The organism is Roseateles sp. FW301-B2, from assembly GCF_058788955.1.
Window position 1 is genome coordinate 99,506 of sequence record NZ_JBYTBE010000005.1, and the last position, 22,393, is coordinate 121,898.

General features: G+C 70.7%; 27 protein-coding genes. 12 read left to right on the forward strand and 15 right to left on the reverse strand.

Annotated elements, in window-relative coordinates; all coding sequences use genetic code 11:
- The first annotated feature begins 14 nt into the window (after positions 1 to 14).
- From AC3WQY_RS05555 to AC3WQY_RS05610, 12 genes are all read left to right on the forward strand, one after another.
- On the forward strand, positions 15 to 233 hold the full coding sequence (locus AC3WQY_RS05555) for a CopG family transcriptional regulator (RefSeq protein ID WP_492706488.1): 219 nt from the start codon (positions 15 to 17) through the stop codon (positions 231 to 233).
- Positions 230 to 670: a PIN domain-containing protein gene (locus AC3WQY_RS05560; RefSeq protein WP_285233562.1), complete on the forward strand. Its 441-nt coding sequence runs from the start codon at positions 230 to 232 to the stop codon at positions 668 to 670. The genes AC3WQY_RS05555 and AC3WQY_RS05560 overlap by 4 nt, the downstream gene beginning before the upstream one ends.
- Positions 671 to 675: 5 nt before the next feature.
- On the forward strand, positions 676 to 1,752 hold the full coding sequence (gene hisC, locus AC3WQY_RS05565) for a histidinol-phosphate transaminase (protein WP_492706490.1): 1,077 nt from the start codon (positions 676 to 678) through the stop codon (positions 1,750 to 1,752).
- Positions 1,749 to 2,339, forward strand: coding sequence for an imidazoleglycerol-phosphate dehydratase HisB (hisB, locus tag AC3WQY_RS05570; protein WP_492706492.1), 591 nt, complete (start codon positions 1,749 to 1,751; stop codon positions 2,337 to 2,339). The genes hisC and hisB overlap by 4 nt, the downstream gene beginning before the upstream one ends.
- Position 2,340: 1 nt before the next feature.
- Positions 2,341 to 2,988, forward strand: a complete 648-nt coding sequence (gene hisH, locus AC3WQY_RS05575; RefSeq protein ID WP_492706494.1) for an imidazole glycerol phosphate synthase subunit HisH — start codon at positions 2,341 to 2,343, stop codon at positions 2,986 to 2,988.
- A 69-nt stretch (positions 2,989 to 3,057) separates the two neighbouring features.
- Positions 3,058 to 3,801, forward strand: coding sequence for a 1-(5-phosphoribosyl)-5-[(5-phosphoribosylamino)methylideneamino]imidazole-4-carboxamide isomerase (gene hisA / locus AC3WQY_RS05580; RefSeq protein ID WP_285233558.1), 744 nt, complete (start codon positions 3,058 to 3,060; stop codon positions 3,799 to 3,801).
- Positions 3,801 to 4,580 carry an imidazole glycerol phosphate synthase subunit HisF gene (gene hisF, locus AC3WQY_RS05585; RefSeq protein WP_492706496.1) on the forward strand — a complete coding sequence of 260 codons (780 nt, stop codon included), beginning with the start codon at positions 3,801 to 3,803 and terminating at the stop codon, positions 4,578 to 4,580. Before hisA ends, hisF begins: the two co-directional genes overlap by 1 nt.
- Positions 4,577 to 5,224, forward strand: coding sequence for a 16S rRNA (guanine(966)-N(2))-methyltransferase RsmD (gene rsmD / locus AC3WQY_RS05590; protein WP_492706498.1), 648 nt, complete (start codon positions 4,577 to 4,579; stop codon positions 5,222 to 5,224). Before hisF ends, rsmD begins: the two co-directional genes overlap by 4 nt.
- Positions 5,225 to 5,232: 8 nt before the next feature.
- Positions 5,233 to 5,739 carry a pantetheine-phosphate adenylyltransferase gene (gene coaD / locus AC3WQY_RS05595; RefSeq protein ID WP_285233556.1) on the forward strand — a complete coding sequence of 169 codons (507 nt, stop codon included), beginning with the start codon at positions 5,233 to 5,235 and terminating at the stop codon, positions 5,737 to 5,739.
- 4 nt (positions 5,740 to 5,743) lie between these two features.
- The gene (locus tag AC3WQY_RS05600; protein WP_492706500.1) at positions 5,744 to 5,998 is read left to right on the forward strand and encodes a YfhL family 4Fe-4S dicluster ferredoxin; all 255 of its coding nucleotides are present in this window, start codon (positions 5,744 to 5,746) and stop codon (positions 5,996 to 5,998) included.
- Complete coding sequence (locus AC3WQY_RS05605) at positions 5,995 to 6,942, forward strand: MBL fold metallo-hydrolase (RefSeq protein ID WP_492706502.1); 948 nt, start codon at positions 5,995 to 5,997, stop codon at positions 6,940 to 6,942. Before AC3WQY_RS05600 ends, AC3WQY_RS05605 begins: the two co-directional genes overlap by 4 nt.
- A gap of 80 nt (positions 6,943 to 7,022) precedes the next feature.
- Positions 7,023 to 8,078, forward strand: a complete 1,056-nt coding sequence (locus tag AC3WQY_RS05610) for an ankyrin repeat domain-containing protein (RefSeq protein ID WP_492706504.1) — start codon at positions 7,023 to 7,025, stop codon at positions 8,076 to 8,078.
- Here AC3WQY_RS05610 and AC3WQY_RS05615 read toward each other — a convergent pair.
- From AC3WQY_RS05615 to cobU, 15 genes are all read right to left on the reverse strand, one after another.
- The gene (locus AC3WQY_RS05615) at positions 8,075 to 8,596 is read right to left on the reverse strand and encodes a histidine phosphatase family protein (protein ID WP_492706506.1); all 522 of its coding nucleotides are present in this window, start codon (positions 8,594 to 8,596) and stop codon (positions 8,075 to 8,077) included. The two genes, AC3WQY_RS05610 and AC3WQY_RS05615, sit on opposite strands and share 4 nt — an antisense overlap.
- 82 nt (positions 8,597 to 8,678) lie before the next feature.
- On the reverse strand, positions 8,679 to 9,467 hold the full coding sequence (locus tag AC3WQY_RS05620; RefSeq protein WP_492706508.1) for an adenosylcobinamide-GDP ribazoletransferase: 789 nt from the start codon (positions 9,465 to 9,467) through the stop codon (positions 8,679 to 8,681).
- A gap of 24 nt (positions 9,468 to 9,491) precedes the next feature.
- A complete protein-coding gene (locus AC3WQY_RS05625; RefSeq protein WP_492706510.1) occupies positions 9,492 to 10,328 on the reverse strand; it encodes a sensor histidine kinase in 837 nt (278 codons plus the stop codon).
- Between the two features lie 7 nt (positions 10,329 to 10,335).
- Positions 10,336 to 11,883 (reverse strand): DUF3369 domain-containing protein, encoded by a 1,548-nt coding sequence (locus tag AC3WQY_RS05630; protein ID WP_492706512.1) that lies wholly within the window; start codon positions 11,881 to 11,883, stop codon positions 10,336 to 10,338.
- Between the two features lie 114 nt (positions 11,884 to 11,997).
- Positions 11,998 to 13,032, reverse strand: a complete 1,035-nt coding sequence (cobT, locus tag AC3WQY_RS05635; RefSeq protein ID WP_492706514.1) for a nicotinate-nucleotide--dimethylbenzimidazole phosphoribosyltransferase — start codon at positions 13,030 to 13,032, stop codon at positions 11,998 to 12,000.
- Positions 13,029 to 13,814, reverse strand: a complete 786-nt coding sequence (locus AC3WQY_RS05640; protein WP_492706516.1) for an ABC transporter substrate-binding protein — start codon at positions 13,812 to 13,814, stop codon at positions 13,029 to 13,031. The genes cobT and AC3WQY_RS05640 overlap by 4 nt, the downstream gene beginning before the upstream one ends.
- A complete protein-coding gene (locus AC3WQY_RS05645; RefSeq protein WP_492706518.1) occupies positions 13,811 to 15,274 on the reverse strand; it encodes a cobyric acid synthase in 1,464 nt (487 codons plus the stop codon). The genes AC3WQY_RS05640 and AC3WQY_RS05645 overlap by 4 nt, the downstream gene beginning before the upstream one ends.
- Positions 15,271 to 16,287, reverse strand: a complete 1,017-nt coding sequence (locus AC3WQY_RS05650; RefSeq protein ID WP_492706520.1) for a pyridoxal phosphate-dependent aminotransferase — start codon at positions 16,285 to 16,287, stop codon at positions 15,271 to 15,273. Before AC3WQY_RS05650 ends, AC3WQY_RS05645 begins: the two co-directional genes overlap by 4 nt.
- Entirely contained in the window at positions 16,287 to 17,234 is a 948-nt protein-coding gene (gene cbiB / locus AC3WQY_RS05655; RefSeq protein WP_492706522.1) for an adenosylcobinamide-phosphate synthase CbiB, read from the reverse strand. Before cbiB ends, AC3WQY_RS05650 begins: the two co-directional genes overlap by 1 nt.
- Before the next feature lie 7 nt (positions 17,235 to 17,241).
- Positions 17,242 to 17,811, reverse strand: coding sequence for a cob(I)yrinic acid a,c-diamide adenosyltransferase (gene cobO, locus AC3WQY_RS05660; RefSeq protein WP_492706524.1), 570 nt, complete (start codon positions 17,809 to 17,811; stop codon positions 17,242 to 17,244).
- The gene (locus AC3WQY_RS05665) at positions 17,801 to 19,111 is read right to left on the reverse strand and encodes a cobyrinic acid a,c-diamide synthase CobB (protein ID WP_492706526.1); all 1,311 of its coding nucleotides are present in this window, start codon (positions 19,109 to 19,111) and stop codon (positions 17,801 to 17,803) included. The genes cobO and AC3WQY_RS05665 overlap by 11 nt, the downstream gene beginning before the upstream one ends.
- Positions 19,108 to 19,950 carry an ABC transporter ATP-binding protein gene (locus tag AC3WQY_RS05670; protein ID WP_492706528.1) on the reverse strand — a complete coding sequence of 281 codons (843 nt, stop codon included), beginning with the start codon at positions 19,948 to 19,950 and terminating at the stop codon, positions 19,108 to 19,110. The genes AC3WQY_RS05665 and AC3WQY_RS05670 overlap by 4 nt, the downstream gene beginning before the upstream one ends.
- Positions 19,947 to 20,960 carry a FecCD family ABC transporter permease gene (locus AC3WQY_RS05675; protein WP_492706530.1) on the reverse strand — a complete coding sequence of 338 codons (1,014 nt, stop codon included), beginning with the start codon at positions 20,958 to 20,960 and terminating at the stop codon, positions 19,947 to 19,949. Before AC3WQY_RS05675 ends, AC3WQY_RS05670 begins: the two co-directional genes overlap by 4 nt.
- Positions 20,957 to 21,829: an ABC transporter substrate-binding protein gene (locus AC3WQY_RS05680; protein WP_492706532.1), complete on the reverse strand. Its 873-nt coding sequence runs from the start codon at positions 21,827 to 21,829 to the stop codon at positions 20,957 to 20,959. The genes AC3WQY_RS05675 and AC3WQY_RS05680 overlap by 4 nt, the downstream gene beginning before the upstream one ends.
- Positions 21,829 to 22,389, reverse strand: coding sequence for a bifunctional adenosylcobinamide kinase/adenosylcobinamide-phosphate guanylyltransferase (gene cobU, locus AC3WQY_RS05685; protein ID WP_492706534.1), 561 nt, complete (start codon positions 22,387 to 22,389; stop codon positions 21,829 to 21,831). The genes AC3WQY_RS05680 and cobU overlap by 1 nt, the downstream gene beginning before the upstream one ends.
- Positions 22,390 to 22,393 lie beyond the last annotated feature (4 nt).

Genomic DNA, 22,393 nt, shown 5'->3' on the forward strand with positions numbered 1-22,393 from the left:
GTACCATCGCGCTCATGAAGAACGTCACCGTCACCATGGAAGACAGCGTGGCCGAATGGGCCCGGCTCGAAGCCGCGCGGCGCAATACCAGCGTGTCGCGCCTGGTGGGTGAGCTGCTGGCCGAGAAGATGCGGCACGACGACGCCTACGAGCGCGCCATGCAGGACTGGCTGCACCGCGAGCGCAGCTGGGCCTCGGCGGGCAAGACCTATCCCAAGCGGGGCGCGAAGTGAGCCCGGTATTCGTGGACACCTCGGTGCTGATCCTGAGCGAGGACGGCGCCCATGAGGCCAAGCGCGAGCAGGTCATGGCCTGGCTCAAGCTGCTGTGGCAGCAGCGCCTGGGGCGTGTGTCGACCCAGGTGCTGAACGATTTCTACCGCCTCGTCACCACCCGCATCGAGCCGCCCATGCCCAACGGCGACGCGCGTGCCGAGGTGCGCCGCTACCAGCGCTGGCATCCCTGGGCGGTGGACCATGCGACGGTGGAGAGCGCCTGGTCGATCGAAAGCCGCTTCGGCCTGGCCTATCTGGACGCCCTGGTCGTGGCCGCCGCCAAGGCCCAGGGCTGCGAGTGGCTGCTGAGCCTGGAGCTGCCGCACGAGGCGCAGTTCGACAGCGTGCGCGTCATCAACCCCCTGCAATGCGGCCCCGAGCTGCTCACGGCCTGAACCCCATGGACGAACTCGACACTGCCCTGAACTGCCTGCGCGAGGACCTGCGCGCCACCAAGGCCTACCCGGTGCAGAGCGCCGCCGGGCTGGTGAAGCTGGACGTGATGGAGAACCCCTACCGCCTGTCCGAGGCCTTGCAGGCCGAGCTGGGCCGGCGCCTGGGCGCGGTGGCCATCAACCGCTACCCGGCCGAGCGCACGCGCGACCTGGCCGCCGCGCTGGCGGCGCATGCCGGCATGCCCGCGGGCTGCGCCATCACGCTGGGCAATGGCTCGGACGAGCTGATCGGCCTGCTCAGCATGGCGGTGAGCCGCCCCGGCGCGGTGGTGCTCGCGCCCCTGCCCAGCTTCGTGATGTACGAGATCTCGGCGCGCTACCAGGGCCTGAAGTTCGTCGGTGTGCCGCTGCACGCCGACTTCGAACTCGACGAGGCCGCGATGCTGGCCGCCATTGCCGAGCACCGGCCGGCGCTGATCTACCTGGCCTATCCCAACAACCCCACCGGCAACCAATGGGACGAGGGCGCGATCCGCCGCATCATCGCCGCCGCGCCCGGCCTGGTGGTGCTGGACGAGGCCTACCAGCCCTTCGCCGAGCGCGACGGCATGGCCCTGCTGCGCGAACACCCCAAGGTGCTGGTGATGCGCACCATGAGCAAGTTCGGCCTGGCCGGCGTGCGCATCGGTTACCTGATCGGCGCCGCGGCGCTGGTGAACGAGATCGAGAAGCTGCGCCCGCCCTTCAATGTGAGCGTACTGAACGCCGAGGCCGGGCTGTTCGCGCTGGAGCATGCCGAGGTCTATGCCGAGCAGGCACGGGCCTTGCGCGCCGAGCGCGAGCGCGTGCTGGCGGCCCTGCAGCAGCTGCCGGGCGTGCGCCCCTTTCCCAGCCAGGGCAATATGGTGCTGGCGCGCGTGGCCGATGCGGCCAAGACCTTCGAGGCCATGAAGGCGCGCGGCGTGCTGATCAAGAACGTGTCGGCCATGCACCCCTTGCTGGCCAACTGCCTGCGCATCACCATCGGTACCCCGGATGAAAATGCGGCCATGCTGGCCGCCCTGAAAGAGAGCCTGTCATGACTCGCGTCGCTGAAGTCACCCGCAACACCAAGGAAACCCAGATCCGCGTGCGCGTCAACCTGGACGGCACGGGCGAGGCCAAGCTCTCCACCGGCATCGGCTTCTTCGACCATATGCTGGACCAGATCGCCCGCCACGGCCTGATCGATCTGGAGGTCGACGCCAAGGGCGACCTGCACATCGACGGCCACCACACGGTGGAAGACGTGGGCATCACCCTGGGCCTGGCCGTGGCCCAGGCGATCGGCGACAAAAAGGGCATCACCCGCTACGGCCACAGCTATGTGCCGCTGGACGAGGCGCTCTCGCGCGTGGTGATCGATTTCTCCGGCCGGCCCGGCCTGGTGATGGACGTCAAGTTCACGGCCGGCGCGATCGGCGCCTTCGACACCCAGCTGACCCATGAATTCTTCCAGGGCTTTGTGAATCACGCGCTGGTGAGCCTGCATGTGGACAACCTCAAGGGCCACAATGCGCATCACCAATGCGAAACCATGTTCAAGGCCTTCGGCCGCGCGCTGCGCATGGCCGCCACGCTGGACCCCCGTTCGGCCGGCGTGATTCCGTCCACCAAGGGAAGCCTCTGAGATGACACGCACTGTGGCCGTCGTCGATTACGGCATGGGCAATCTGCGCTCGGTCTCGCAGGCCGTGCAGCATGTGGCGCAGGACTCCGGCCTGGCCGTGCTGATCACCGCCAATCCCGACGAGGTCTATGCCGCCGAGCGCGTGGTGCTGCCGGGCCAGGGCGCGATGCGCGACTGCATGCGCGAGCTGCAGGACTCCGGCCTCAAGGAGGCGGTGCTGCATGCCGCCGCCAACAAGCCGCTGATGGGCGTGTGCGTGGGCATGCAGATGCTGCTGGACCACAGCGAGGAGCAGAACACGCCGGGCCTGGGCCTGATCCCGGGGCAGGTCAAGCGCTTCCAGCTGGAGGGCCGCCTGCAACCCGACGGCAGCCGCTACAAGGTGCCGCAGATGGGCTGGAACCGCGTGCGCCAGAGCCTGCCGCATCCGATCTGGGCCGGCGTGCCCGACGAGTCCTGGTACTACTTCGTGCACAGCTACTACGCGCAACCGTCGGATGCCCGCCACAGCGCCGGCGAGACCGATTACGGCTTGCGCTTTACCTGCGCGGTGGCCCGGGATAATATTTTTGCCACCCAATTCCATCCCGAGAAAAGTGCCGCGCTGGGGCTTGCCCTGTATCGCAACTTCCTGCACTGGAAGCCTTGAGGACAGCCTCGTCCTCGGCGGCCCGTTTTCTCTTCTCCCCAATCTCCCACCACCACCTGCAACTCGGCCATGCTGCTGATTCCTGCGATTGACCTGAAAGACGGTCGCTGTGTCCGCCTCCAACAGGGCGACATGAATGCCTCCACCACCTTTGGTGAAGACCCCGCCGCGATGGCGCGCCGCTGGCTGGATGCCGGCGCCCGCCGCCTGCATCTGGTGGACCTGAACGGGGCCTTCGCGGGCAAACCGGTCAATGAAGCGGCCATCAAGTCCATCCTGCGCGAAGTGGGCGACGAGATCCCGGTGCAGCTGGGTGGCGGCATCCGCGACCTCGACACCATCGAGCGCTACCTGGACGCGGGCATCTCCTACATCATCATCGGCACCGCCGCGGTGAAGAGCCCGGGCTTTCTGAAGGACGCCTGCTCGGCCTTCGGCGGCCACATCATCGTGGGCCTGGACGCCAAGGACGGCAAGGTGGCCACCGATGGCTGGAGCAAGCTGACCGGCCACGAGGTGGTGGACCTGGCCAAGAAGTTCGAGGACTACGGCGTCGAGGGCGTGATCTATACCGACATCGGCCGCGACGGCATGCTCAGCGGCATCAATATCGACGCCACCGTGAAGCTCGCGCAGGCGCTCAGCATCCCGGTGATCGCCTCGGGCGGGCTCTCCAATATGCAGGACATCGAGGCGCTCTGCGCGGTGGAGAGCTTCGGCGTCGAGGGCGTGATCTGCGGGCGCGCCATCTACACCGGCGATCTGGACCTTGCTGCCGCCCAGGCTCGTGCCGACGCGCTGGCCGCACAGTGATGCTGGCCAAACGCATCATTCCCTGCCTGGACGTCACCGGCGGCCGCGTCGTCAAGGGCGTCAACTTCCTGGAACTGCGTGACGCGGGCGATCCGGTGGAAATCGCCGCGCGCTACAACGAGCAGGGCGCCGACGAGCTCACCTTTCTCGACATCACCGCCACCAGCGACGGGCGCGACCTGATCCTGCACATCATCGAGGCGGTGGCTTCCCAGGTCTTCATCCCGCTGACGGTGGGCGGTGGCGTGCGCGAGGTGGCCGATGTGCGGCGCCTGCTGAATGCCGGCGCCGACAAGGTCAGCTTCAACTCGGCGGCGGTGGCGCGGCCGGCGGTGATACGCGAGGCGAGCGAGAAATACGGCGCGCAGTGCATCGTCGTGGCCATCGACGCCAAGCGCCGCCAGGGCGACGAGATCGCCGCGCGCGGTGAGGGCTGGGATGTCTACACCCATGGCGGGCGCAAGAACATGGGCCTGGACGCGGTGTCCTGGGCGCGCCAGATGGCCGAGTACGGCGCCGGCGAGATCCTGCTCACCAGCATGGACCGCGACGGCACCAAGATCGGCTTCGACCTCGAACTCACCCGCGCCGTCAGCGATGCGGTGAGCGTGCCGGTGATCGCCTCGGGCGGCGTGGGCACGCTGGAGCATCTGGTGGACGGCATCAAGATCGGCGGTGCCGATGCGGTGCTGGCGGCCAGCATTTTTCATTACGGCCAGCACACCGTCGGCGAGGCCAAGGCCTTGATGGCGTCACGCGGCATCGAGGTCCGGCTGTGAGAGCCAAGCACCAACGCATTTTTGATTCCCCCCACGCCGAAGAGCCCCGCCGCAAGCCGGCCAAGCCCGTCACACCCGGCGCGCCGCGCAATGCCCCACGCGAGGTGCGCATCATCGGCGGCGACTGGAAGCGCTCCAAGCTGCCGGTGGCCGACAAGCCCGGCCTGCGCCCCACGCCCGACCGCGTGCGCGAGACCCTGTTCAACTGGCTGGGCCAGGACATGAGTGGCTGGCGCGTGCTGGATGCCTTTGCCGGCAGCGGCGCCTTGGGCTTCGAGGCGGCCTCGCGCGGCGCCGCCGATGTGCTGCTGCTGGAGCGCGATGCCGAGCTGGCCAAGAGCCTCAACGCGAGCCGCGCCCGCCTCAAGGCCGAGGCGCGCCTGCGCGTGGAATGCAGCGATGCGCTGAGCTGGATGGGGCGCTCGGCCCCCGGCCGCTTCGAGCTGGTGCTGCTGGACCCGCCCTTCCAGCAGGGCCTTGGCGAGCCGGCGCTGCGCGCTGCCGCGCCGCTGCTGGTGGCAGGCGGTTTTGTCTATGTCGAGTCGGCCGAGGCCGTCGTCGCGCCGCCCGAGCTGGAACTAGAGCCCTGGCGCGAGGGGCGTGCCGGCGCGGTGCACTACGCGCTCTGGCGTCGCAAGGGATAATCCGCGCCATGACCTCCGTGACCGTCCTCACCGCCGTCTATCCCGGCACCTTCGATCCCATGACCCTGGGCCATGAGGACTTGATGCGCCGCGCCAGCCGGCTGTTCGAGCGGCTCATCATTGCGGTGGCGGCCGGCCATCACAAGCGCACCATGTTCACCATCGAGGAGCGCCTGGAGATCGCCAAGGAGCTGGCGGCCAAGTACCCGAACGTGGAGGTGATCCCCTTCCGCGGCCTGCTGCGCGACTTCGTGGTCCAGCATGGCGGCAAGGTGGTGGTGCGCGGCCTGCGCGCCGTGAGCGACTTCGAATACGAATTCCAGATGGCCGGCATGAACCGCAAGCTCATGCCCGAGGTCGAGACCGTCTTCCTCACGCCCAGCGACCAGTACCAGTTCATCTCCGGTACTTTTGTGCGCGAGATTGCCACCTTGGGCGGTGATGTCTCCCAGTTCGTGTCACCCTCGGTGCGCGAGCGCCTGCAGGAGCGCATCAGCAAGGGCCGACCGGAGTAGCACCATGGCTTTGATGATTACCGACGAGTGCATCAACTGCGATGTCTGCGAGCCGGAATGCCCCAACCATGCGATCTCGATGGGCGAGGAGTTCTACCAGATCGACCCCGACAAGTGCACCGAATGCGTGGGCCATTTCGATGAGCCGCAATGCGTGCAGCTCTGCCCGGTGGCCTGCATCCCGGTGAACCCGGCCCATGTGGAGAGCCGCGAGACCCTGATGCAGAAGTACCTGCGGCTGACGGCCGTCAGCGCATGAAGGCAGGCTGGCTGCTGGGCCTGGCGTGGGTGGGCATGCTGGCTCACGCGCAGGAGCCGCCGGCGGCCCTTCCTTTCAAGCTGGAGCCACTCGCTCCGGGCGTCTATGCCGCCATCGACCAGGGTGGGCGCGCGGGCGCGAATGCCGGCGTCATCATCGGCAGCGAGGCGATCGCCATCGTCGACAGCTTCTACCGCCCCGAGGCCACGCGGGCGCTGCTAGCCGAGGTGCGCAAGCTCAGCCCCTTGCCGCTGCGCTACCTGATCAACACCCATCACCATATCGACCATGTGGCCGGCAATGCCCAGCTGGTGGCCGCCGGTGCCCTCGTCATCGCGCATCGCAATGTGCAGGCCTGGCAGCACGGCGAGAACCTGCGCCTGCTGGGCGGTGAGGAAAAGGCCAGCGCCGCGGCACGTGAGCTGCTCGCCACGCTGCCCCAGCCGCAGCTGAGCTACCAGCAGGCCCTGGAGCTGGAACTGGGCGGCCGCAAGCTGCTGCTGCGCCATTACCCGGGCCACACCGGTGGCGATACCGTGGTGGCCGTGCCGGATGCACAGCTGCTGTTCACTGGCGACCTGTTCTGGCGGCGCTCGATCCCCAATCTGATCGACGCGCGCAGCGGCGACTGGATCGCCACCCTCGAGCGCCTCACGCGCGGCCGCGCCCAGGCGCGCTTCGTGCCCGGCCATGGCGAGGTGGGCGACAGTGCCGATGTGCAGGCCTTCCGCGCCTATCTGACGACCCTGCGCGAACTGGCCGGGCAGGCCTGGGCCCAGGGCCTGCGCGGCGAGGAGGCCCAGGCCCAGGTGCTCAAGGCCCTGGCCGAGCGCTTTGGCGACTGGGCCTATTTCAAGGGCCTGGCGGCGGCCAATGTGCGCGACGCGCTGGCCGAGCAGGCCGGCAGCAAGCGCGTGCCGACGCCCCTCGTCGAGCTCGACTGAACTTCCGGCACTGCGCGCGCCGCGGGCGCCTCGGCATGATGGCAGGCCGGCCGCCCTGGCCGGCTTCCTGGAGTGCCCCGATGCGTGCCCTGCTGCTTGCCCTTGCCCTGACCGCCGCCGCGGCCAGCCATGCCAGCCCCTACGAGGAACTCACGGCCGCGATCCGCGCCGGCGAAGCGGGCCGCGTGGCCGAGCTGCTGGCCGGCGGGGTCTCGGCCCAGGCCACCGACCAGCCGGCCCAGTCGGCGCCGCTGCTGATCGCGGCCTCGCGCGGCAAGCACGAGATTGCCGCGCAGCTGCTCGCGCATGGTGCCGCGCCCGATCCGCGTTATGCGGCTTACTACAACGCCAGCGCGCTGATGCTGGCCGTCAACAACCGCGACCTGCGCATGGCCGAGCTGCTGCTCAAGGGCGGTGCCGAGGTCAATCTGCTCGACAGCTTTGGCGACCCGGCGCTCAACTGGGCGATCTTCTACGGCGATCTGCCGCTGGTGAACCTGCTGCTGGCGCATGGCGCGCGCACCGATCTGGTGGGGCATGGCAATGCCGTCGAGGTGGCGATGCGGCGCGGCCACCAGGCCGTGCTGCTGCGCCTGCTGGAGCACCGCGGTGAGCGCCTGACCCCGAGCCCGGCCATGCAGGCCCTGCTGCGCGCGCTGCAGGACGACGATGCCGCGGCGGTGCGCAAGGCGCTGGCCGCGGGGGCGGACGCGAACGGCCTGGACGAGACCCGCCGGCCCGTGCTGGCGCGCGCCGCGCGCGAAGGGCGCGCGCGGGCGCTGGCGGCCCTGCTGGATGCCGGCGCCGCGGTGGAGGCGCTGGACGGCATCGGCTTCTCGGCGCTGATGGAAGCCACGCGCGAGGGCCATCTCGCGATCGTCCAGGCCCTGCATGCGCGCGGTGCCAGGCTCGACCACCAGGCCAGGCCGCGCGGCCTGGCGATGAGCGCCCTGCACCTGGCGGCCGCGGGCGGCCACCTGGAGCTGATCCGTTGGCTGGCCGCGCAGGGCGCGCCGCTGGAGGCCAAGGACAGCGAGGGCGCCACGCCGCTGGCCTGGTGCCGCGGCGCCGACCAGAAGGCGGCGTTCGAGCTCTTGCTGAGCCTGGGCGCCAAGCCCTTGCCGGCCGCTGGCTAGAGCCGCCAGCAGCGGCCATAGCCGGGCGCCGCCGGCCATGTGGCGGCCTCGGGCAAGACCTGGCCCTGTTGCTGCCGCCAGCGCCGCGCCAGCATCCAGCCGCCATGGCTCACCACCAGGCGGGCCTCGGCGGGCTGCCAGCCGGCGGCGCGCGTCAGCAGCGCCTGCAGCGCTTCGCCGCCGCCCGGCGCGTGCGCGGCGAAGTCGGCGATCCAGGCATCCAGCGCCGCGGCGCCGATCTCGTCCCAGCGCTGCCCCTCCCAGCTGCCGAAGTCCAGCTCCAGCAGGGCGGTGTCGAGCCGGTGCTGCCAGCCCCAGCGGCGCAACCAGCGCCCCACGTCGGCGCAGCGCCGCAGCGGCGAGGTCCAGACCCGATGCGGCAGGCGCTTGCGCCTGGCGAGCGCCTGGATGCGGCGCGCCAGGCGTTTGCTGCGGCGCCAATGCACCGGCAGATCGCTGCCCGCGCCCACGCACAGGCCGGCTGCGCCCTCCGGCCTGGGGTGGCGCCAGACGTGCATGTCACAAGGAAGCGCCGGGCCGCCCCAAGCTTCCTTGACCCCCTCGGGGGGCGGACGACGTACGTCGTCGGCCTGGGGGCGCTTAGAAGACATTCCAGAGCGCCAGGAAGGCCAGCAGGCTCACCAGTTCCACCAGCTGCTGAGTGGCGCCGAGGTTGTCGCCGGTGTAGCCGCCCAGGCGCCGCTCCAGCCAGCTCTGCATCCACAGGCAGGCGGCCACGGCGGCCAGGCAGACCCCGGCCAGCACCGGCACCAGCTCGGGGCTGAGCCAGGCCGCGCCCAGGCTGGCCAGCAGCACCCAGGCCAGGCAGGTGGCAAGACCCGGCCCCGTGATCTGGGTGGCCAGGGGCTTGGCCTTGGCATGCTCGGCGTCGCCGGCATAGGGCAGGGCATGCATCAGCCATACCGGCGCGGCGCGTGAGGCGATATGCGCCCACACCAGCACGATCAGCACGCCGTCGGGCGAGGCATCGGCCAGCGCGATCAGGCAGGCCGCCTTCAGGCCCAGCATCAGGATCAGCCCGAGCGCGCCATAGCTGCCGATGCGCGAGTCCTTCATGATCTGCAGCGCGCGCTCGCGGCTCACCGCACCGCCCAGGCCGTCGCAGCTGTCGGCCCAGCCGTCCTCGTGGAAACCGCCGGTCAGCCAGACGCTCGCGGCCATGCTCAGGCCGACGGCCACGCTGCTGGGCCAGATCCATTGCGCGGCGTAGAGCACCAGCGCGGCAAAGCCGCCCACCACCAGGCCGACGAGGGGGAAGTAGCGCGCGCATTGCTGCAGCCACTGGGGCTCGAAGCCCACCCAGCGCGGGATCGGCACGCGCGTGAAGAACTGCAGGGCGATCAGGAACAGGCGCAATTGATGCAGCATCGTCGGGCGCTGCAAAGGCCTTGTTCAGCTCAGCGCGGGGGAGTTCAGAGGGAGGTCGATGATAAAGCCCAGGCCGGGCCCGGGCGCCTCGTCCAGCCGCACCGAACCGCCCAGGCGCTGGCACAGATTCATCACGATGTTGAGGCCCAGGCCGCGCCCGCCCGAGCCGCGCTGGCCGGTGTAGAAGGGCTCGAACACATGCGCGCGCTGCGCCGGTGCGAGGCCGCGCCCGTTGTCGCGCAGTTGCAGGCACAGGCGCTCGCCCTCGGCCTGCAGATGGATCGCGATGCGGCGCTCGCGCCGACCCTCGAAGGCATGGCTGACCGCATTCAGCAGCAGGATCGAGACCAGCTGCGCCAGCAGGCCCACCGCCATCACCGCCGGCACATGCTCCGGGCCGCTGATGTCGACCTGCACCTGCGCGTTCTTGAGCGCGGGCGCATGGGCGCGCACCAGCCTGCGCAGGTAGTCCGGCAGGTCCACCGCCTGCACCTGCAGATGGCTGCAGTCTTCGGCCAGGGTGCGGAAGTTGCAAAGCAGATCCGAGGCGCGCTGCAGATGGGTGTTGGTGAACTGCGCCGCCTGCAGCAGCTTGCCGGCCAGGGCCTGCAGTTCCTGGCGCGTCGGCCGCTCGCTGTTCAGCTTGCCCTGCAATTCCCGCGCGAATTCCTCCAGGCCGGAGGCCGCCGTCACCGCCACGCCCACCGGCGTGCTGACTTCATGGGCAAAGCCCGCCACCAGGCCGCCCAGGCGGGCCAGGCGCTCCTGCTCGATCAAGCGCGCCTGCAGCAGCAATACCTCCTCGCCGCGCTCCTGCAGCATGCGTGCAAGTTCGGGGCGGTCGGCTTGCGCTGCGCTCATGGGCCACTCAGTTGTCGGGGTAGCGCTCGTAGATGCTGCGCACCTGATCCAGACGGTCCAGCAGCATCTGCACCAGCTTGGGATCGAACTGCTTGCCGGCCTGCTCGCGCACATAGGCCAGGGCCTCGTCGAAATTCCAGGCCTCCTTGTAGCAGCGCTTGCTGACCAGCGCGTCCAGCACATCCGCCAGCGCGACGATGCGGCCCGCCACATTGATCTGTTCGCCCGCCAGGCCGCGCGGATAGCCCAGGCCGTCCCAGCGCTCGTGGTGCTCGTAGGCGATGGTGGCGCCCAGCTGCAGGATGCGCTTGTCGGACTTGCTGAGCAGCTCGAAGCCGATGCGGGCATGGGTCTGCATGACCTCCCATTCCTCGGCGTCGAGCTTGCCGGGCTTGTTGAGCACGCGGTCAGGGATGCCGATCTTGCCCACGTCGTGCAGCGGCGAGGCCTGGCGCATGAATTCGACATCGCCCACCGTCATGCCGACCGCCTCGGCCAGCAGGGCCGAGAGCTCGCCGACGCGCCGCACATGGGCGCCGGTTTCCTTGGAGCGCTTTTCCACCGCCTCGCCGATGATGTAGACGGTGGAGCGCTGGGTGTCCTGGATCTCCTCGCGCAGCAGCAGGCTTTCGTAGGTGATCGCCACATTGGCGCAGAAGATCTCCAGCAGCTCGCGCGCCTGCTCGTCCACCGGCTCGGAGAACACCATATAGAGCAGGCTCTCGTTGCCCGAGCTGGTGCGGTAGTAGCCGACGTAGCAAAGCTCCTCGAAGTAGCTCTGCTGCTCGATCAGGGCCTTGTCGAGCGCCTCGCGCACCTGGGCCGGCAGGCTCTCGACCTCCTGGTCCACCAGCAGGCGCGAATACTCGGAGGTGGCGGCCAGCACCTTGAGGCGGCCGTCCATGTGCGAGGCCGCATAGGCCGAGATGCGGCTGGCGCACAGGCCCTGGGCTTCGTAGCCCAGCAGATGCGCCACCTGCTCCAGCACGGCCGAGGCGAAGCGGCGTAGATTGTGCGAATCGTAGACGCGCGTGATTGCATCGATGGAGCGGCGCAGCGACTGGCGCGACTGCTCGATGATCATGATGTCGCGGTAGGAGCGCAGCGCGGAATAGAACACCGTGATCAGCTTGCGCTTGGTGAGCTCGGTCTTTTCCTTGTAGTCGTTGATGTCATAGGTCTTGATGACATGCTCTTCCGGCGCCTGGCCGGGCTGGCCGGTGCGCAGGACGATGCGCACAAAGCTGTTGCCCAGCTCTTCGCGGATATAGCGCGCCAGGTCCAGGCCGGCATGCTCGGACTCCATCACCACATCCAGCAGGATCAGCGCGATGTCGCCGCGCGACTGCAGGATCTCGCGGCCCTCGGCGGCGCTGTAGGCATCGAGGAACTGCAGGCGGCGGCCCGAGAACTCGAAATCCGCCATCACCAGCTGCGTGACCTGGTGCACGGCGGGATCGTCGTCGACGATCATCACCACCCAGGGATCGATGGGCTTGACTCTGCCGGTGGTCGCCTCTTCGGGCAGTTCATCGGCAAACACCAAGTCGGTCATTACGTGCCTCACTTTGCAGAGCCAGGCCCGATTATGGCCAGGGACCGGCCGAAGTAAACAGCAAGAACTGACAGGTAGGCGCGGCCCAGTTTGGCGCTCGCGCCGGCCCGGTTTTCAGGCCTGGCTGACCCCGGCCGAGGCAAAGCTGGCCATCTCGGCCAGCAGTTGGCAGGCCGACACCAGCAGGGGCCAGGCCAGCGCGGCGCCGGAGCCCTCGCCCAGGCGCAGGCCCAGGTCCAGCAGCGGTTCGGCCTGCAGGGCCTGCAGCATCAGCCGATGGCCGCTCTCGTTGGAGCAGTGCGAGAACACGCAGCGCTCCAGCACGGCGGGCGCCAGGCGCGCCGCCACCAGCACCGCGGCGCTGGCGATGAAGCCATCCACGACGATGACGCGGCGCTCCAGTGCCGCCTGCAGCACCGCGCCCACCATCATGGCGATCTCGAAGCCGCCGAAGGCGGCGAGGGCGGCGAGTGGCTCGCTGGCCTGCGCGTGGCGCTCCAGCACCTGGCCCAGCAGGGCGGTCTTGTGCGCCAGCTGGCCATCGTCAAGACCTGTCCCCCGGCCCACGCAGGCGCCGATCGGCTGGCCGGCCAGGCGCGCCAGCAGCAGGGCCGCGGCCGAGGTGTTGCCGATGCCCATCTCGCCCAGCAGCAGCGCATTGCCGGGGCGCTGGCGCAGGAGGTTCTTGCCGGCGGCGATGGCGGTGGCGCATTGGTCCGCGCTCATCGCCGGCCCCATCAGCGCATCGGCCGTGCCGGCAGCGATCTTGGCGACCACCAGGCCCGGGCGGGGCGCGAACTCATGGCGCACGCCGGCGTCCACCACCGTCAGCGCCAGCCCATGCTGGCGCGCCAGCACGCTCACCGCCGCGCCGCCGGCGAGGAAGTTCTCCACCATCTGCCAGGTCACGTCGGAGGGGTAGGCCGAGACCCCGCGCGCCGCCAGGCCATGGTCGGCGGCGAACACCATCAGCTGCGGCTCCAGCAGCGCGGGCGTCTCGCTGCCCAGGATCAGGCCCAGCCGCAGCATCAGCGCTTCCAGCCGGCCCAGAGCGCCCAGCGGCTTGGTCTTTTGATCGATGCGGGTCTGCAGGCGCAGGGCCAGCGCGGCGTCGGCGAGGCTGGGAAGTTGCGGGATCAGGTCGCTCATGCGGATGGGACTCCAACAGTGGTTTGAATGGCCGCCAGCACCTGGGCCGCGCCGCGCTCGATGGCGGTGGGCCCGGGGCTGAGGATGTCGGCCGATTTGATTTCGATGAGCCGCGCGTTGAGCGCGGCAAAGCCGGGGCGGGCCAGCACGCGGTCGGGCGCGAAGCGCTTGCCGCACCAGGAACCGAGGATGAGCTGAGGCGCTTGCGCCAGCACCTCCGCGTGCGTGACGATGCGCTGCCGGGCGAAACCGGCCTTGGCGCGCTCGGCAAACACATCGACGCCGCCGGCCAGCTGGATGATCTCGCTCACCCAGCCAATGCCGCAGATGAGCGGCTCGTCCCACTCTTCGAAGAACACGCGTGGCCGCCAGGGCAGGGCGGCGGCGGCCGCGGCGATGCGCGCCTGCGCCTGCTGCAGCGCCGCCACCAGCTGCTCGGCCTGCGCCTCGCGCCGCACCAGCGCGCCCAGGCTAAGCACCATGGCGTGGATGCCGGCCAGATCGCGCTGGTCGAAGCACAGCGTGGCCAGGCCGGCCGCCGCGCATTCGTCCAGCAGGGGTTTCTGCAGGTCCGAGAAGCCGATCACCAGATCGGGCCGCACCGCCAGGATCTTCTCGATCTTCATGCTGGAAAAGCCGCTGATCTTGGGCTTTTGCGCGCGCGCCTCGGGCGGGTAGACGGTATAGCCCGAGATGCCGGCGATGTGGTCCTGCGCGCCCAGGCGGTAAAACGTGTCCACCGCTTCGGTGGAGAGGCAGGCAATGCGTTGGGGGATGGTCATGCGGGTGGGGGCTGCAGCAGCTGCATCAGATAGTCGGGCTGGAAATGCCGGTCGATGAAATCGGCCAGGCCATCGAACACCGCGTCCAGCGTCTGCACCTCGGTGCCGAACAGCGCGCGCAGCAGGGCCGGCTGCTCGAACAGGCCATGGGCGTACAGGCCCAGCACGCTGCCCTGCTGCCAGCCCACCGCCGCGCCAGCGTCATCGCGTAGCGCCACCTGGGCCGGCGCCATGCTGGGGTGCTGCGCGGTGCGGCCATGGTGGATCTCGTAGCCTTGCACCGCCACGCCGTGCAGCGCCGCCCAGGGGCCCTGCAGATCGGCGGCGAACTGCAGCTGGGCCGGGCGCAGCAGCTTCTCGCGCTCGAACTGGGTCACCAGGGGCAAGAGGCCCAGGCCGGGCGCGTTGCCGTCGATCTGGTAGGGGTCCAAGAGGCTTTCGCCCAGCATCTGCAGGCCGCCGCAAATGCCCAGCAGGGGTTTGCCGGCGGCGGCATGGCGGGCGATCGCCTGGTCGAGCTGTTGCGCGCGCAACCAAGCCAGGTCGGCCGCCACCGCCTTGGAGCCGGGCAGGATGATCCAGTCCGCCGCCTCCAGCTGCGCCGGCTCGCGCGCCCAGCTCAGGCGCACGCCGGGCAGGCTGCGCAGGGCCTGGAACTCGTCCAGGTTGGACAGGCGCGGATAGGCCACCACGGCGATCTTCAGCCCGCTGCCGCTGGCGACGTCATCGAACACGCCGTCTTCCTCGGGCAGGCCATGGCCGCGCCACATCGGCAGCACCGCCACCGTGGGCACGCCGGTGAGGGCCTGCAGCTGCGCCGGGCCGGGCGCCAGCAGGCGGGCATCGCCGCGGAAGCGGTTCAGCACAAAGCCGCGTATCAGCGCGCGTTCATGCGCGGGCAGCAGCTGGTGCGTGCCGTAGAGATGGGCAAAGGCGCCGCCGCGGTCGATGTCGGTCACCAGCAGGCAGGCAGCGTTCACCTCCAGCGCGGTGCGCATATTGACGTAATCGCTGCTGTGCAGATTGATCTCGGCCGGCGAACCCGCGCCCTCGATCACCACCACATCGTTCTCGGCCATCAGCTCGTGCAGGGGCGGGCGCGCGCGCAGCCAGAGTTGCTCGCTGCGTTCGCGCCAGGGCATGTCGGTGAGCTGCCGGTCCACCTCGCCCAGCACGATCACCTGCGAGGCGGTGTCCTTCTCGGGCTTCAGCAGCACCGGGTTCATGCGCACCTCGGGCAGGCAGCGCGCGGCCAGGGCCTGGAAGTACTGGGCGCTGCCGATCTCGCCCATCGCCCCGTTCAGGCCGGGCACGACGCGGGCGTTGTTGCTCATGTTCTGTGCCTTGTAGGGCGCGACTCTGAGCCCCTGGCGCGCATACCAGCGGCACAGCGCGGTGGCGAGCCAGCTCTTGCCGGCATTGCTGGTGGTGCCCAGCACCATCACGGCCTTGGCGGTCATGGCATCAACTCCTTCAGGGCGAGGCGCAGCGCCTGCTGCGCCGCGGGGGATTGGGTGGAGACGCGCAGCCAGCCGGTCAGGCCGAAGCTGCCGGCATCGCGCAGCTTGATGCCGCGCGCGCGCAGCGCTGGCAGGGGCAGCTCGGCGGGTGGCAGGGTGAGCCAGAAATTGCTGCAGCTGGGGCGTTGCCGCCAGCCCAGCTCGGCCAGCAGCTCGCGTTGCACGGCCCGCCATGCCAGCAGGCGCGCCCTGGCGTCGCGCAGATAGGCCTGCGCGGCGGGGCTGTGCCAATGGCTCAGGAGGGCGCAGCCCTCGCCGGAGAGCACCCAGCTGGGGGCCAGGTCTTGCATTGCGGCCAGCCAGCGGCCGCTGGCCGGTGCCAGCAGATAGCCCGCGCGCACCCCCGTCAGGCCCAGGGCCTTGTTGGGGCCCTGCAGGCGCCAGGCCTGCTCGGCCAGCGCCGGCGGCAGGCTCGTCTGCCCCTCCAGGCGCAGCGGCTCGTAGGCCTGGTCGATGGCCAGCTGCGCGGCCGAGGCCCGCAGGGCGGCGCCCAGCTGGGTCCAGTCATGCGTGTCCAGGCTGGCGCCGGTGGGGTTGCAGGGCTCGCAGACCCAGACCAGCGCCGGCCCGCTCAGGCCCGCCGCCAGCTCGGCCACCGAGGCATAGCCGCGCACCTGCAGGCCCAGGGCCAGGGCGGCGGCGGCATAGTCGCCATAACCGGGCTGCGGCACCCAGACCTGTTGCAGGCCGGCCAGCTGCGCCGCCAGGCTGAGCCGGCGTATCGCCTCGCTGCCGCCGGCGCTGGGTAGCACGCGCTCGGGCGCGAGGCCATGGGCGGCCGCCAGGGTCTCGCGCAGCGCCAGGTAATGCGGGTCGGGATAGCGGCCGCGCTCGGCGCCCAGCAGCGCGTCCAGCAGGGCCGGCGGCGGGCCCAGCGGGCTGGCATTGCTGGAGAAATCGTGCGGGATGGGCGGGCCGGAGTCGCTGCCGCCATGCATGGTTTTTTCTTGCATCAGTGGATAAGACCTCCGCGCAGGGCGGCGGCGCCCAGCATCAGCAGCAGGGCGGATCGCAGCATGCCGCGCAGGGTCAGGTCTTGCCCGCGCGCCATGTCGGCGGCCACGGGCGTGGCGCCGCCTGCGTTCAGGGCATAGACACCCGGCTTGGCCAGGCGCAGGTTCAATCGCAGCGCCAGCGCCGCCATCGGCCAGCCGCTGTTGGGCGAGGGCGTGCGCGCGGCCTCGCGCGCCAGCCTGGGCAGCAGGCGCCAGTGCCAGGCCAGCATGGCCAGGGCGCTCAGGCGGGCCGGCAGCCAGGAGAGCGCATCGTCGGCGCGCGCCGCCCATTTGCCGGCCCATTCCCAGCGGCCGCGATAGCCCCACATGGCATCGGCGGTATTGGCGAAGCGGTAGACCGCGGCGCCCGGCAGGCCGGCGATGGCAAACCAGAACAGCGGCGCCACCACCGAGTCGTTGAGGTTCTCGGCCAGGGATTCGAGGGCCGCTTCACGAACTTCGGCGGCGCTGAGCGCTAGCGTGTCGCGGCTCACCAGCCGGGCCAGGCGCGCGCGCCCCTCGGGCAGCGAGCGCTGCAGCGCCGCCTCCACCGCGTCGACCTCCTGGCTCAGCATGGACCAGGCCAGCAGGGGCTTGAGCAGCAGCGCCAGCGCGCCGGCGCAGGCCAGCAGGGCCAGCGGCGAGCGCCAGGGCTGCAGCAGGCCGATCAGCCAGCCCTCTAGCGCGGCCGCCAGCAGGCCGACCACCAGCGCGCCGAGGCACCAGGCCAGCGCGCCCCCGATGAAGGCGGGCGCGGGCCGCAGGGCCGGCAGGCGCTGCGAAAAGAGGCCCAGATAACGGCCCATGCCGACCACCGGATGCGCCCAGGCGGGCGGCTCGCCGAACAGGCGATCGACCAGCAGGGCGAGCAGCATCGCGAGCGGCAGGAGCAGGGCCATCTGCATCGAACAATCAGTCTTCGATGCCGCGCTGCGCCGGCACGCCGGCCTTGAAGTGATGCTTGACCAGGGCCATCTCGGTGACGGTGTCGGCCAGGGCGATCAGCTCCTCGGGCGCGTTGCGCCCGGTCAGCAGCACATGCACATGGGCGGGGCGCTCGCGCAGGGCTTGCAGCACCGGCTCCAGCGGCAGCCAGCCATAGCGCAGCGGGTACATGATCTCGTCCAGCACGACGAGGAAATGCTCGCCCGCGCGTATCGTGCTTTCGGCGCGTGCCCAGCCGTCGCGTGCGAGTTGGGCCGAATGCTCGAGGTCCTTGCTCTTCCAGCTGAAGCCGTCGCCCAGGCCCTCGATGGGCAGGCCCAGCTGCTCGAACATGCGGTGCTCGCCGAAGCGCGCGCTGGGAACCTTCATGAACTGGTAGATCTTCACCGCCTTGCCGCGGCCATGGGCGCGCAGCGCCAGGCCGAAGGCGGCCGTGCTCTTGCCCTTGCCGTCGCCGGTGTGGACGATGACGAGGCCGCGGCGCTCCGCGCTGGGCTGGACGCGCTGGTAATCGACGGGTGGGGTTTCAATCTGCATGATGGCCGGCGGAGATAAAGAAGCGCGCGAGCGCCTCCGGGTTGGATGGGAAGTAATGGTGCACATAGCTGGCGCGCAGGCTGCCTTGGGCATACAGCGCCTCGGCCGTGCGGCCGCCATTGGGATTGCTGGCGCGCGCCAGCGGCAGCAGCGGCGTGTCCAGCGTCGAGTAATGGAAGCTGTGGCCGCGCAGCGTGCCTTCGGGCCAGTCCAGCGCCTGCAGGCCCAGTGCGGCCAGGCGGGTCTGCATCTGCGCCCGGCCCGGCAGCAGGCCGGCCATGGGCTGGGCCCGGCCCTCGGCATCGCACAGCTCGTCCAGCAGGCACAGCATGCCGCCGCATTCGGCCAGCAGCGGCTTGCCGAGGGTCAGGTGTTGCGCCAGGCTGGCAAAGAAACCGGGTTGGGCGCGCAGCGCGGCGGCGTGCAGCTCGGGGTAGCCGCCCGGCAGCCAGAGCGCATCGCAGTCCGGCAGGGCCTCGCCGGCCAGCGGCGAGAAGGGCCGGAGCTCGGCGCCGAGCGCGCGCAGGCAATCGAGGTTGGCCGGGTAGATGAAGGAGAAGCAGGCGTCCTGTGCCAGCGCGATGCGGCGGCCGGCCAGCAGGGGCGGTAATGGTTCAGCGGACCGACCCGCAAACTCGACGCGAGGGAACTCGAAGCCGTCCACCAGGCCGGCCTCCCAGGCGTCGGCCCAGGCATCGAGCTGCGCATCCAGCCCGGGCAGCTCCAGCGCCTGCACCAGGCCCAGATGGCGTTCCGGCAGGGTCAGGTCTTGCTGGCGCGCGATCGCGGCCACCAGGGGCAGGGTGGGCGGCAGGCCCTCGGCCACCATGGCGCCATGGGCGGCGCTGCCGACGCGGTTGGCCACCACGCCGCAGAGCCGGATATCGCTGCGAAAGCCCTGCAGGCCCAGCGCCAGGGCCGCGAAGGTCTGGGCCATGGCGCTGGCATCCAGCACCGCCAGCACCGGCAGGCCGAAGGCGGCCGCCAGGTCGGCGCTGCTGGGCTTGCCGTCGAACAGGCCCATCACGCCCTCGACCAGGATCAGGTCGGCCTCCTCGGCGGCCTCGGCCAGCAGCTGCTGGCAATGGGCCAGCCCGCCCATGAAGAGATCGAGCTGGTAGACGGCATGGCCGCTGGCGCGCGCCAGCACCATCGGGTCCAGGTAGTCGGGGCCGGTCTTGAAGACGCGCACCTTGAGGCCGCGCCGGGCATGGGCGCGCGCGATCGCGGCGCTGACGCTGGTCTTGCCCGATCCCGAGGCCGGGGCGCTGACCATCAGCGCGGCGCAGGGGCGGCTCATCGCGTTGCCCTCTGAGACCCGCGCAGCGGCAGGATCTGCGCGCCGCCCTCGGCCGGCGGCCTGGGCGCGGGATCGAAGGGCAGGGCCAGCCAATGGCCGTCCAGTTGCACCAGGTGCAGGCGTTGTTCAAAGGCGGCCTGCAGGGCCTGGTGGCAGGCGGGCGTGCCGGGCGGGCCGAGGTGGCGCAGGCGCCCGCCCTGCATCACCGCCAGCTGATCGGCCTGCAGCGCCATATTGAGTTCGTGCAGCACGCTCAGCACCGCCACGCCCTGGCGCGCCAGCTCGCGCACGATCTGCAGCCAGTCGGCCTGGTGCGGCGGGTCCAGATGCGCCAGCGGCTCGTCCATCAGCAGCACCTGGGCCTCGACGGCGAGCGCGCGCGCCAGCAGCACGCGCTGGCGCTCGCCGCCCGAGAGGCGCGCCAGCGGGCGCTCGCGCCAATCCCAGCACTGCGTGCGGTGCATGGCGCGGGCCACGGCCTCATGATCCTGCGCGCTGGGCGGGGCCAGCCAGGCCTGGTGCGGCAGGCGGCCCAGCATCACCACCTCGTAGGCGCTGAGTTCGTCGGCGCTGGCCTCGTTCTGGCCCAGCCAGGCGAGGGCGCGCGCGCGCGCCCGGGGCTCCCAGCGCTGCAGCTCGCGGCCCAGCAGATCGATGCGGGCCCGCGCCGGCAGCAGGCCGGCCAGCGCGCGCAGCAGGGTCGACTTGCCGGCGCCATTGGGCCCCACCACGGCCATCCAGCAGGCCGCGGGCAGGGCCAGCTCGATGTCGCGCAGGATCTCGGCGTCCTGCAGGCGCAGGCTCTGCAAGGCGGCGTTGAGGGCCATATTCGTCGTCATTTCAGCTCCCCGACCTTGCCGCGATGCATCAGCAGCAGCAGATAGGCACCGCCCAGCATGGAGGTGACCACGCCCACCGGCAACTCCTGCGGCGCGATCAGCCAGCGCGCTGCGATGTCGGCGGCCAGCAGCAGGGCGCCGCCGGTGAGGGCCGACAGCAGCAGCAGCCAGCCATGCGTGCTGTGGGTGCGGCTGCGCACCAGGTGCGGCGCCACCAGGCCCACGAAGGCGATCAGCCCGGCCTGGGCCACGGCCGCGCCGGTGGCCAGCGCCAGGGTGGCGATCAGGCTCAGCCGCACCAGCGGCAGGCGCACGCCCAGCGAGCGCGCGGTGGCCTCGCCCAGGGTCAGCGCGTCGAGCGCACGGCTGGCGCCCAGCGCCACCAGCAGGCAGCCGAGCAGCACCGGCAGCAGGATCCACACCGAGGCCCAGCTGAGGAAGCCGGTGGTGCCCAGCATGAAGGCCTGCATGGGGCGCATGATGTCGGGCGTCATGATGGTGAGCAGGGCGGTGGCCGAGCCCAGCACCACGCCGACGATCACGCCGGCCAGCAGCAGGCGCATGGTCTGCTGCACACCGCGCGCCAGCGTCAGCGTCAGCAGCACGGCGGCCACGGCGCCCAGAAAGGCCGCGCCGGTGAGGCCCAGCTTCATCGACCAGGCCGCCGTCGCCGGCGAGAGGCCCAGCAGCACCAGCAGCACCGCCACGCCCAGGCCGGCGCCCGCGGAGGCGCCGAGCAGATAGGGGTCGGCCAGCGGGTTGCGGAACAGGCCCTGCGCCACCGCGCCGGCCAGGCCCAGCAGGGCGCCCGCGGCCCAGGCGCCGGCCGAGCGCGGAAAGCGGATCTGCCACAGGATTTGTTGACTTATCTGCTGCTGCATCGCGTCGCCGCCCTGCTGCAGCATCTCCAGCGAGAAACCCGTGCTGCCCACCGCCACGCCCAGCAGGCTCAGCGCGCAGCTCAGCAGCAGCAGGCCCAGCAGCAGGTGCAGCGGCTTGGTGGCGTTCATTTGGGGGCGACCTCGCGCAGGCAGCGCGCCATGAACTTGGCGGCCTCGCCCATCCGGGGGCCAGGTCTTGCCATCAGCTCGGACTCCTGCGGCGGGAACACGCACAGGCGCTTGTCCTTCAGTGCGCGGATCTGGTTCCAGCCCGGGCGCTCAGCCAGCTTCACCGCATTGCGTTGCGCCACCATGATGAGCTGCGGATCGGCGCGCACCACGAACTCGGGGTTGAGCTTGGGGAAGGGCCCGAGCTCCTTGCCGACGATGTTGCGCGGCCCCAGGCGCGCCAGGGTCTCGCCGATGAAGGAGCTCTCGCCGGCGGCAAAGGGCGAGCTGTCGACCTCGTAGTAAACCGTCAGGCCGCGTGCGCTGGCCGGCACGCTGGCGGCTGCCTCAGCCATCTGGGCCTCGATCTGCTGCCAGACCTTCAGGGGCTCGGGCACCGCGAGCAGCTGCCCGACGCTTTGCAGCACGCGCTTCACGTCGGCATGGCTGCGCGTTTCCAGCACCACCACCTTGAGGCCCAGCGCGGCCAGGCGGTCCTGCACGCGCGAGCTGGGCGCCACCAGCACCACATCGGGCCGCAGCGCCACGATGCTCTCCACCTGGGTGTCATCCAGGCCGCCGAGCTTGGGCAGCTTGTCCACCGCGGCGGGGTAGTTGGAATAGCGGTCCACGCCTACCAGGCGCTCGCAGGCACCCAGCGCGCAGACGGTCTCGGTGAGCGAGGGCAGCAGGCTGACGATGCGCTGCGGCGGCGCGGGCCATTGCTGCAGCAGGCCGCGATCGTCCTTCACGCTCACCGGCGCGGCGCCGGCCTGGGCGGCCAGCGCGAGCAGCCAGACATGGAGCCAGGGCTTCATCTTCTTGATCATCAGGGCAACTCCGCTTCGACCGGCCGGCTCCAGGCCTGGCCGGCCACCATCAGGGTGAGGTCCGCGCAGCGCGCGGCAATGGCCTGGTTCAGCCGCCCCAGCTCGTCCACATAGTGGCGCACCGCGCTGGACAGCGGGCTGACGCCCCAGCCGACCTCGTTGGAGACGAACAGCACCGGCCCCTGCAGGCGCGGCAGCAGGGCCAGCAGGGCGGCCTGCTCGCGCTGCCAGCCCGGCAGGTCGGGCTCGGCCTCGAAGGGCATCAGCCAGTTGGTGAGCCACAGCGTCAGGCAGTCCACCACCACCAGATGGCCGGGCGCGTCGGCCACGGCCAGCGCCCGGCTGAGGTGGCGCTGCTCCTCCAGCGTGGCGAAGCCGGCCGGCCGATCCGCGCGGTGGCGGGCGATGCGTGAGCGCATCTCCTCGTCATGCGCGGCGGCGGTGGCGAGCACGCTGACGCGGTGCGTGGCCGCGGCGCGCAGCCAGCGCAGCGCCAGGGCCTCGGCGTGGCGCGATTTGCCACTGCGCTGGCCGCCGACGATGAGCTGGTGCGCGGCCATCGTC

Coding starts and splice junctions, on each gene's coding strand:
- AC3WQY_RS05555 (WP_492706488.1), top strand. CDS start 15: ATGAAGAACGTCACCGTCACCATGGAAGACAGCGTGGCCGAATGGGCC.
- hisC (WP_492706490.1), top strand. CDS start 676: ATGGACGAACTCGACACTGCCCTGAACTGCCTGCGCGAGGACCTGCGC.
- hisB (WP_492706492.1), top strand. CDS start 1,749: ATGACTCGCGTCGCTGAAGTCACCCGCAACACCAAGGAAACCCAGATC.
- hisH (WP_492706494.1), top strand. CDS start 2,341: ATGACACGCACTGTGGCCGTCGTCGATTACGGCATGGGCAATCTGCGC.
- hisA (WP_285233558.1), top strand. CDS start 3,058: ATGCTGCTGATTCCTGCGATTGACCTGAAAGACGGTCGCTGTGTCCGC.
- hisF (WP_492706496.1), top strand. CDS start 3,801: ATGCTGGCCAAACGCATCATTCCCTGCCTGGACGTCACCGGCGGCCGC.
- coaD (WP_285233556.1), top strand. CDS start 5,233: ATGACCTCCGTGACCGTCCTCACCGCCGTCTATCCCGGCACCTTCGAT.
- AC3WQY_RS05600 (WP_492706500.1), top strand. CDS start 5,744: ATGGCTTTGATGATTACCGACGAGTGCATCAACTGCGATGTCTGCGAG.
- AC3WQY_RS05605 (WP_492706502.1), top strand. CDS start 5,995: ATGAAGGCAGGCTGGCTGCTGGGCCTGGCGTGGGTGGGCATGCTGGCT.
- AC3WQY_RS05610 (WP_492706504.1), top strand. CDS start 7,023: ATGCGTGCCCTGCTGCTTGCCCTTGCCCTGACCGCCGCCGCGGCCAGC.
- AC3WQY_RS05615 (WP_492706506.1), bottom strand. CDS start 8,596: ATGCACGTCTGGCGCCACCCCAGGCCGGAGGGCGCAGCCGGCCTGTGC.
- AC3WQY_RS05620 (WP_492706508.1), bottom strand. CDS start 9,467: ATGCTGCATCAATTGCGCCTGTTCCTGATCGCCCTGCAGTTCTTCACG.
- AC3WQY_RS05625 (WP_492706510.1), bottom strand. CDS start 10,328: ATGAGCGCAGCGCAAGCCGACCGCCCCGAACTTGCACGCATGCTGCAG.
- AC3WQY_RS05630 (WP_492706512.1), bottom strand. CDS start 11,883: ATGACCGACTTGGTGTTTGCCGATGAACTGCCCGAAGAGGCGACCACC.
- cobT (WP_492706514.1), bottom strand. CDS start 13,032: ATGAGCGACCTGATCCCGCAACTTCCCAGCCTCGCCGACGCCGCGCTG.
- AC3WQY_RS05640 (WP_492706516.1), bottom strand. CDS start 13,814: ATGACCATCCCCCAACGCATTGCCTGCCTCTCCACCGAAGCGGTGGAC.
- AC3WQY_RS05645 (WP_492706518.1), bottom strand. CDS start 15,274: ATGACCGCCAAGGCCGTGATGGTGCTGGGCACCACCAGCAATGCCGGC.
- AC3WQY_RS05650 (WP_492706520.1), bottom strand. CDS start 16,287: ATGCAAGAAAAAACCATGCATGGCGGCAGCGACTCCGGCCCGCCCATC.
- cbiB (WP_492706522.1), bottom strand. CDS start 17,234: ATGCAGATGGCCCTGCTCCTGCCGCTCGCGATGCTGCTCGCCCTGCTG.
- cobO (WP_492706524.1), bottom strand. CDS start 17,811: ATGCAGATTGAAACCCCACCCGTCGATTACCAGCGCGTCCAGCCCAGC.
- AC3WQY_RS05665 (WP_492706526.1), bottom strand. CDS start 19,111: ATGAGCCGCCCCTGCGCCGCGCTGATGGTCAGCGCCCCGGCCTCGGGA.
- AC3WQY_RS05670 (WP_492706528.1), bottom strand. CDS start 19,950: ATGACGACGAATATGGCCCTCAACGCCGCCTTGCAGAGCCTGCGCCTG.
- AC3WQY_RS05675 (WP_492706530.1), bottom strand. CDS start 20,960: ATGAACGCCACCAAGCCGCTGCACCTGCTGCTGGGCCTGCTGCTGCTG.
- AC3WQY_RS05680 (WP_492706532.1), bottom strand. CDS start 21,829: ATGATCAAGAAGATGAAGCCCTGGCTCCATGTCTGGCTGCTCGCGCTG.
- cobU (WP_492706534.1), bottom strand. CDS start 22,389: ATGGCCGCGCACCAGCTCATCGTCGGCGGCCAGCGCAGTGGCAAATCG.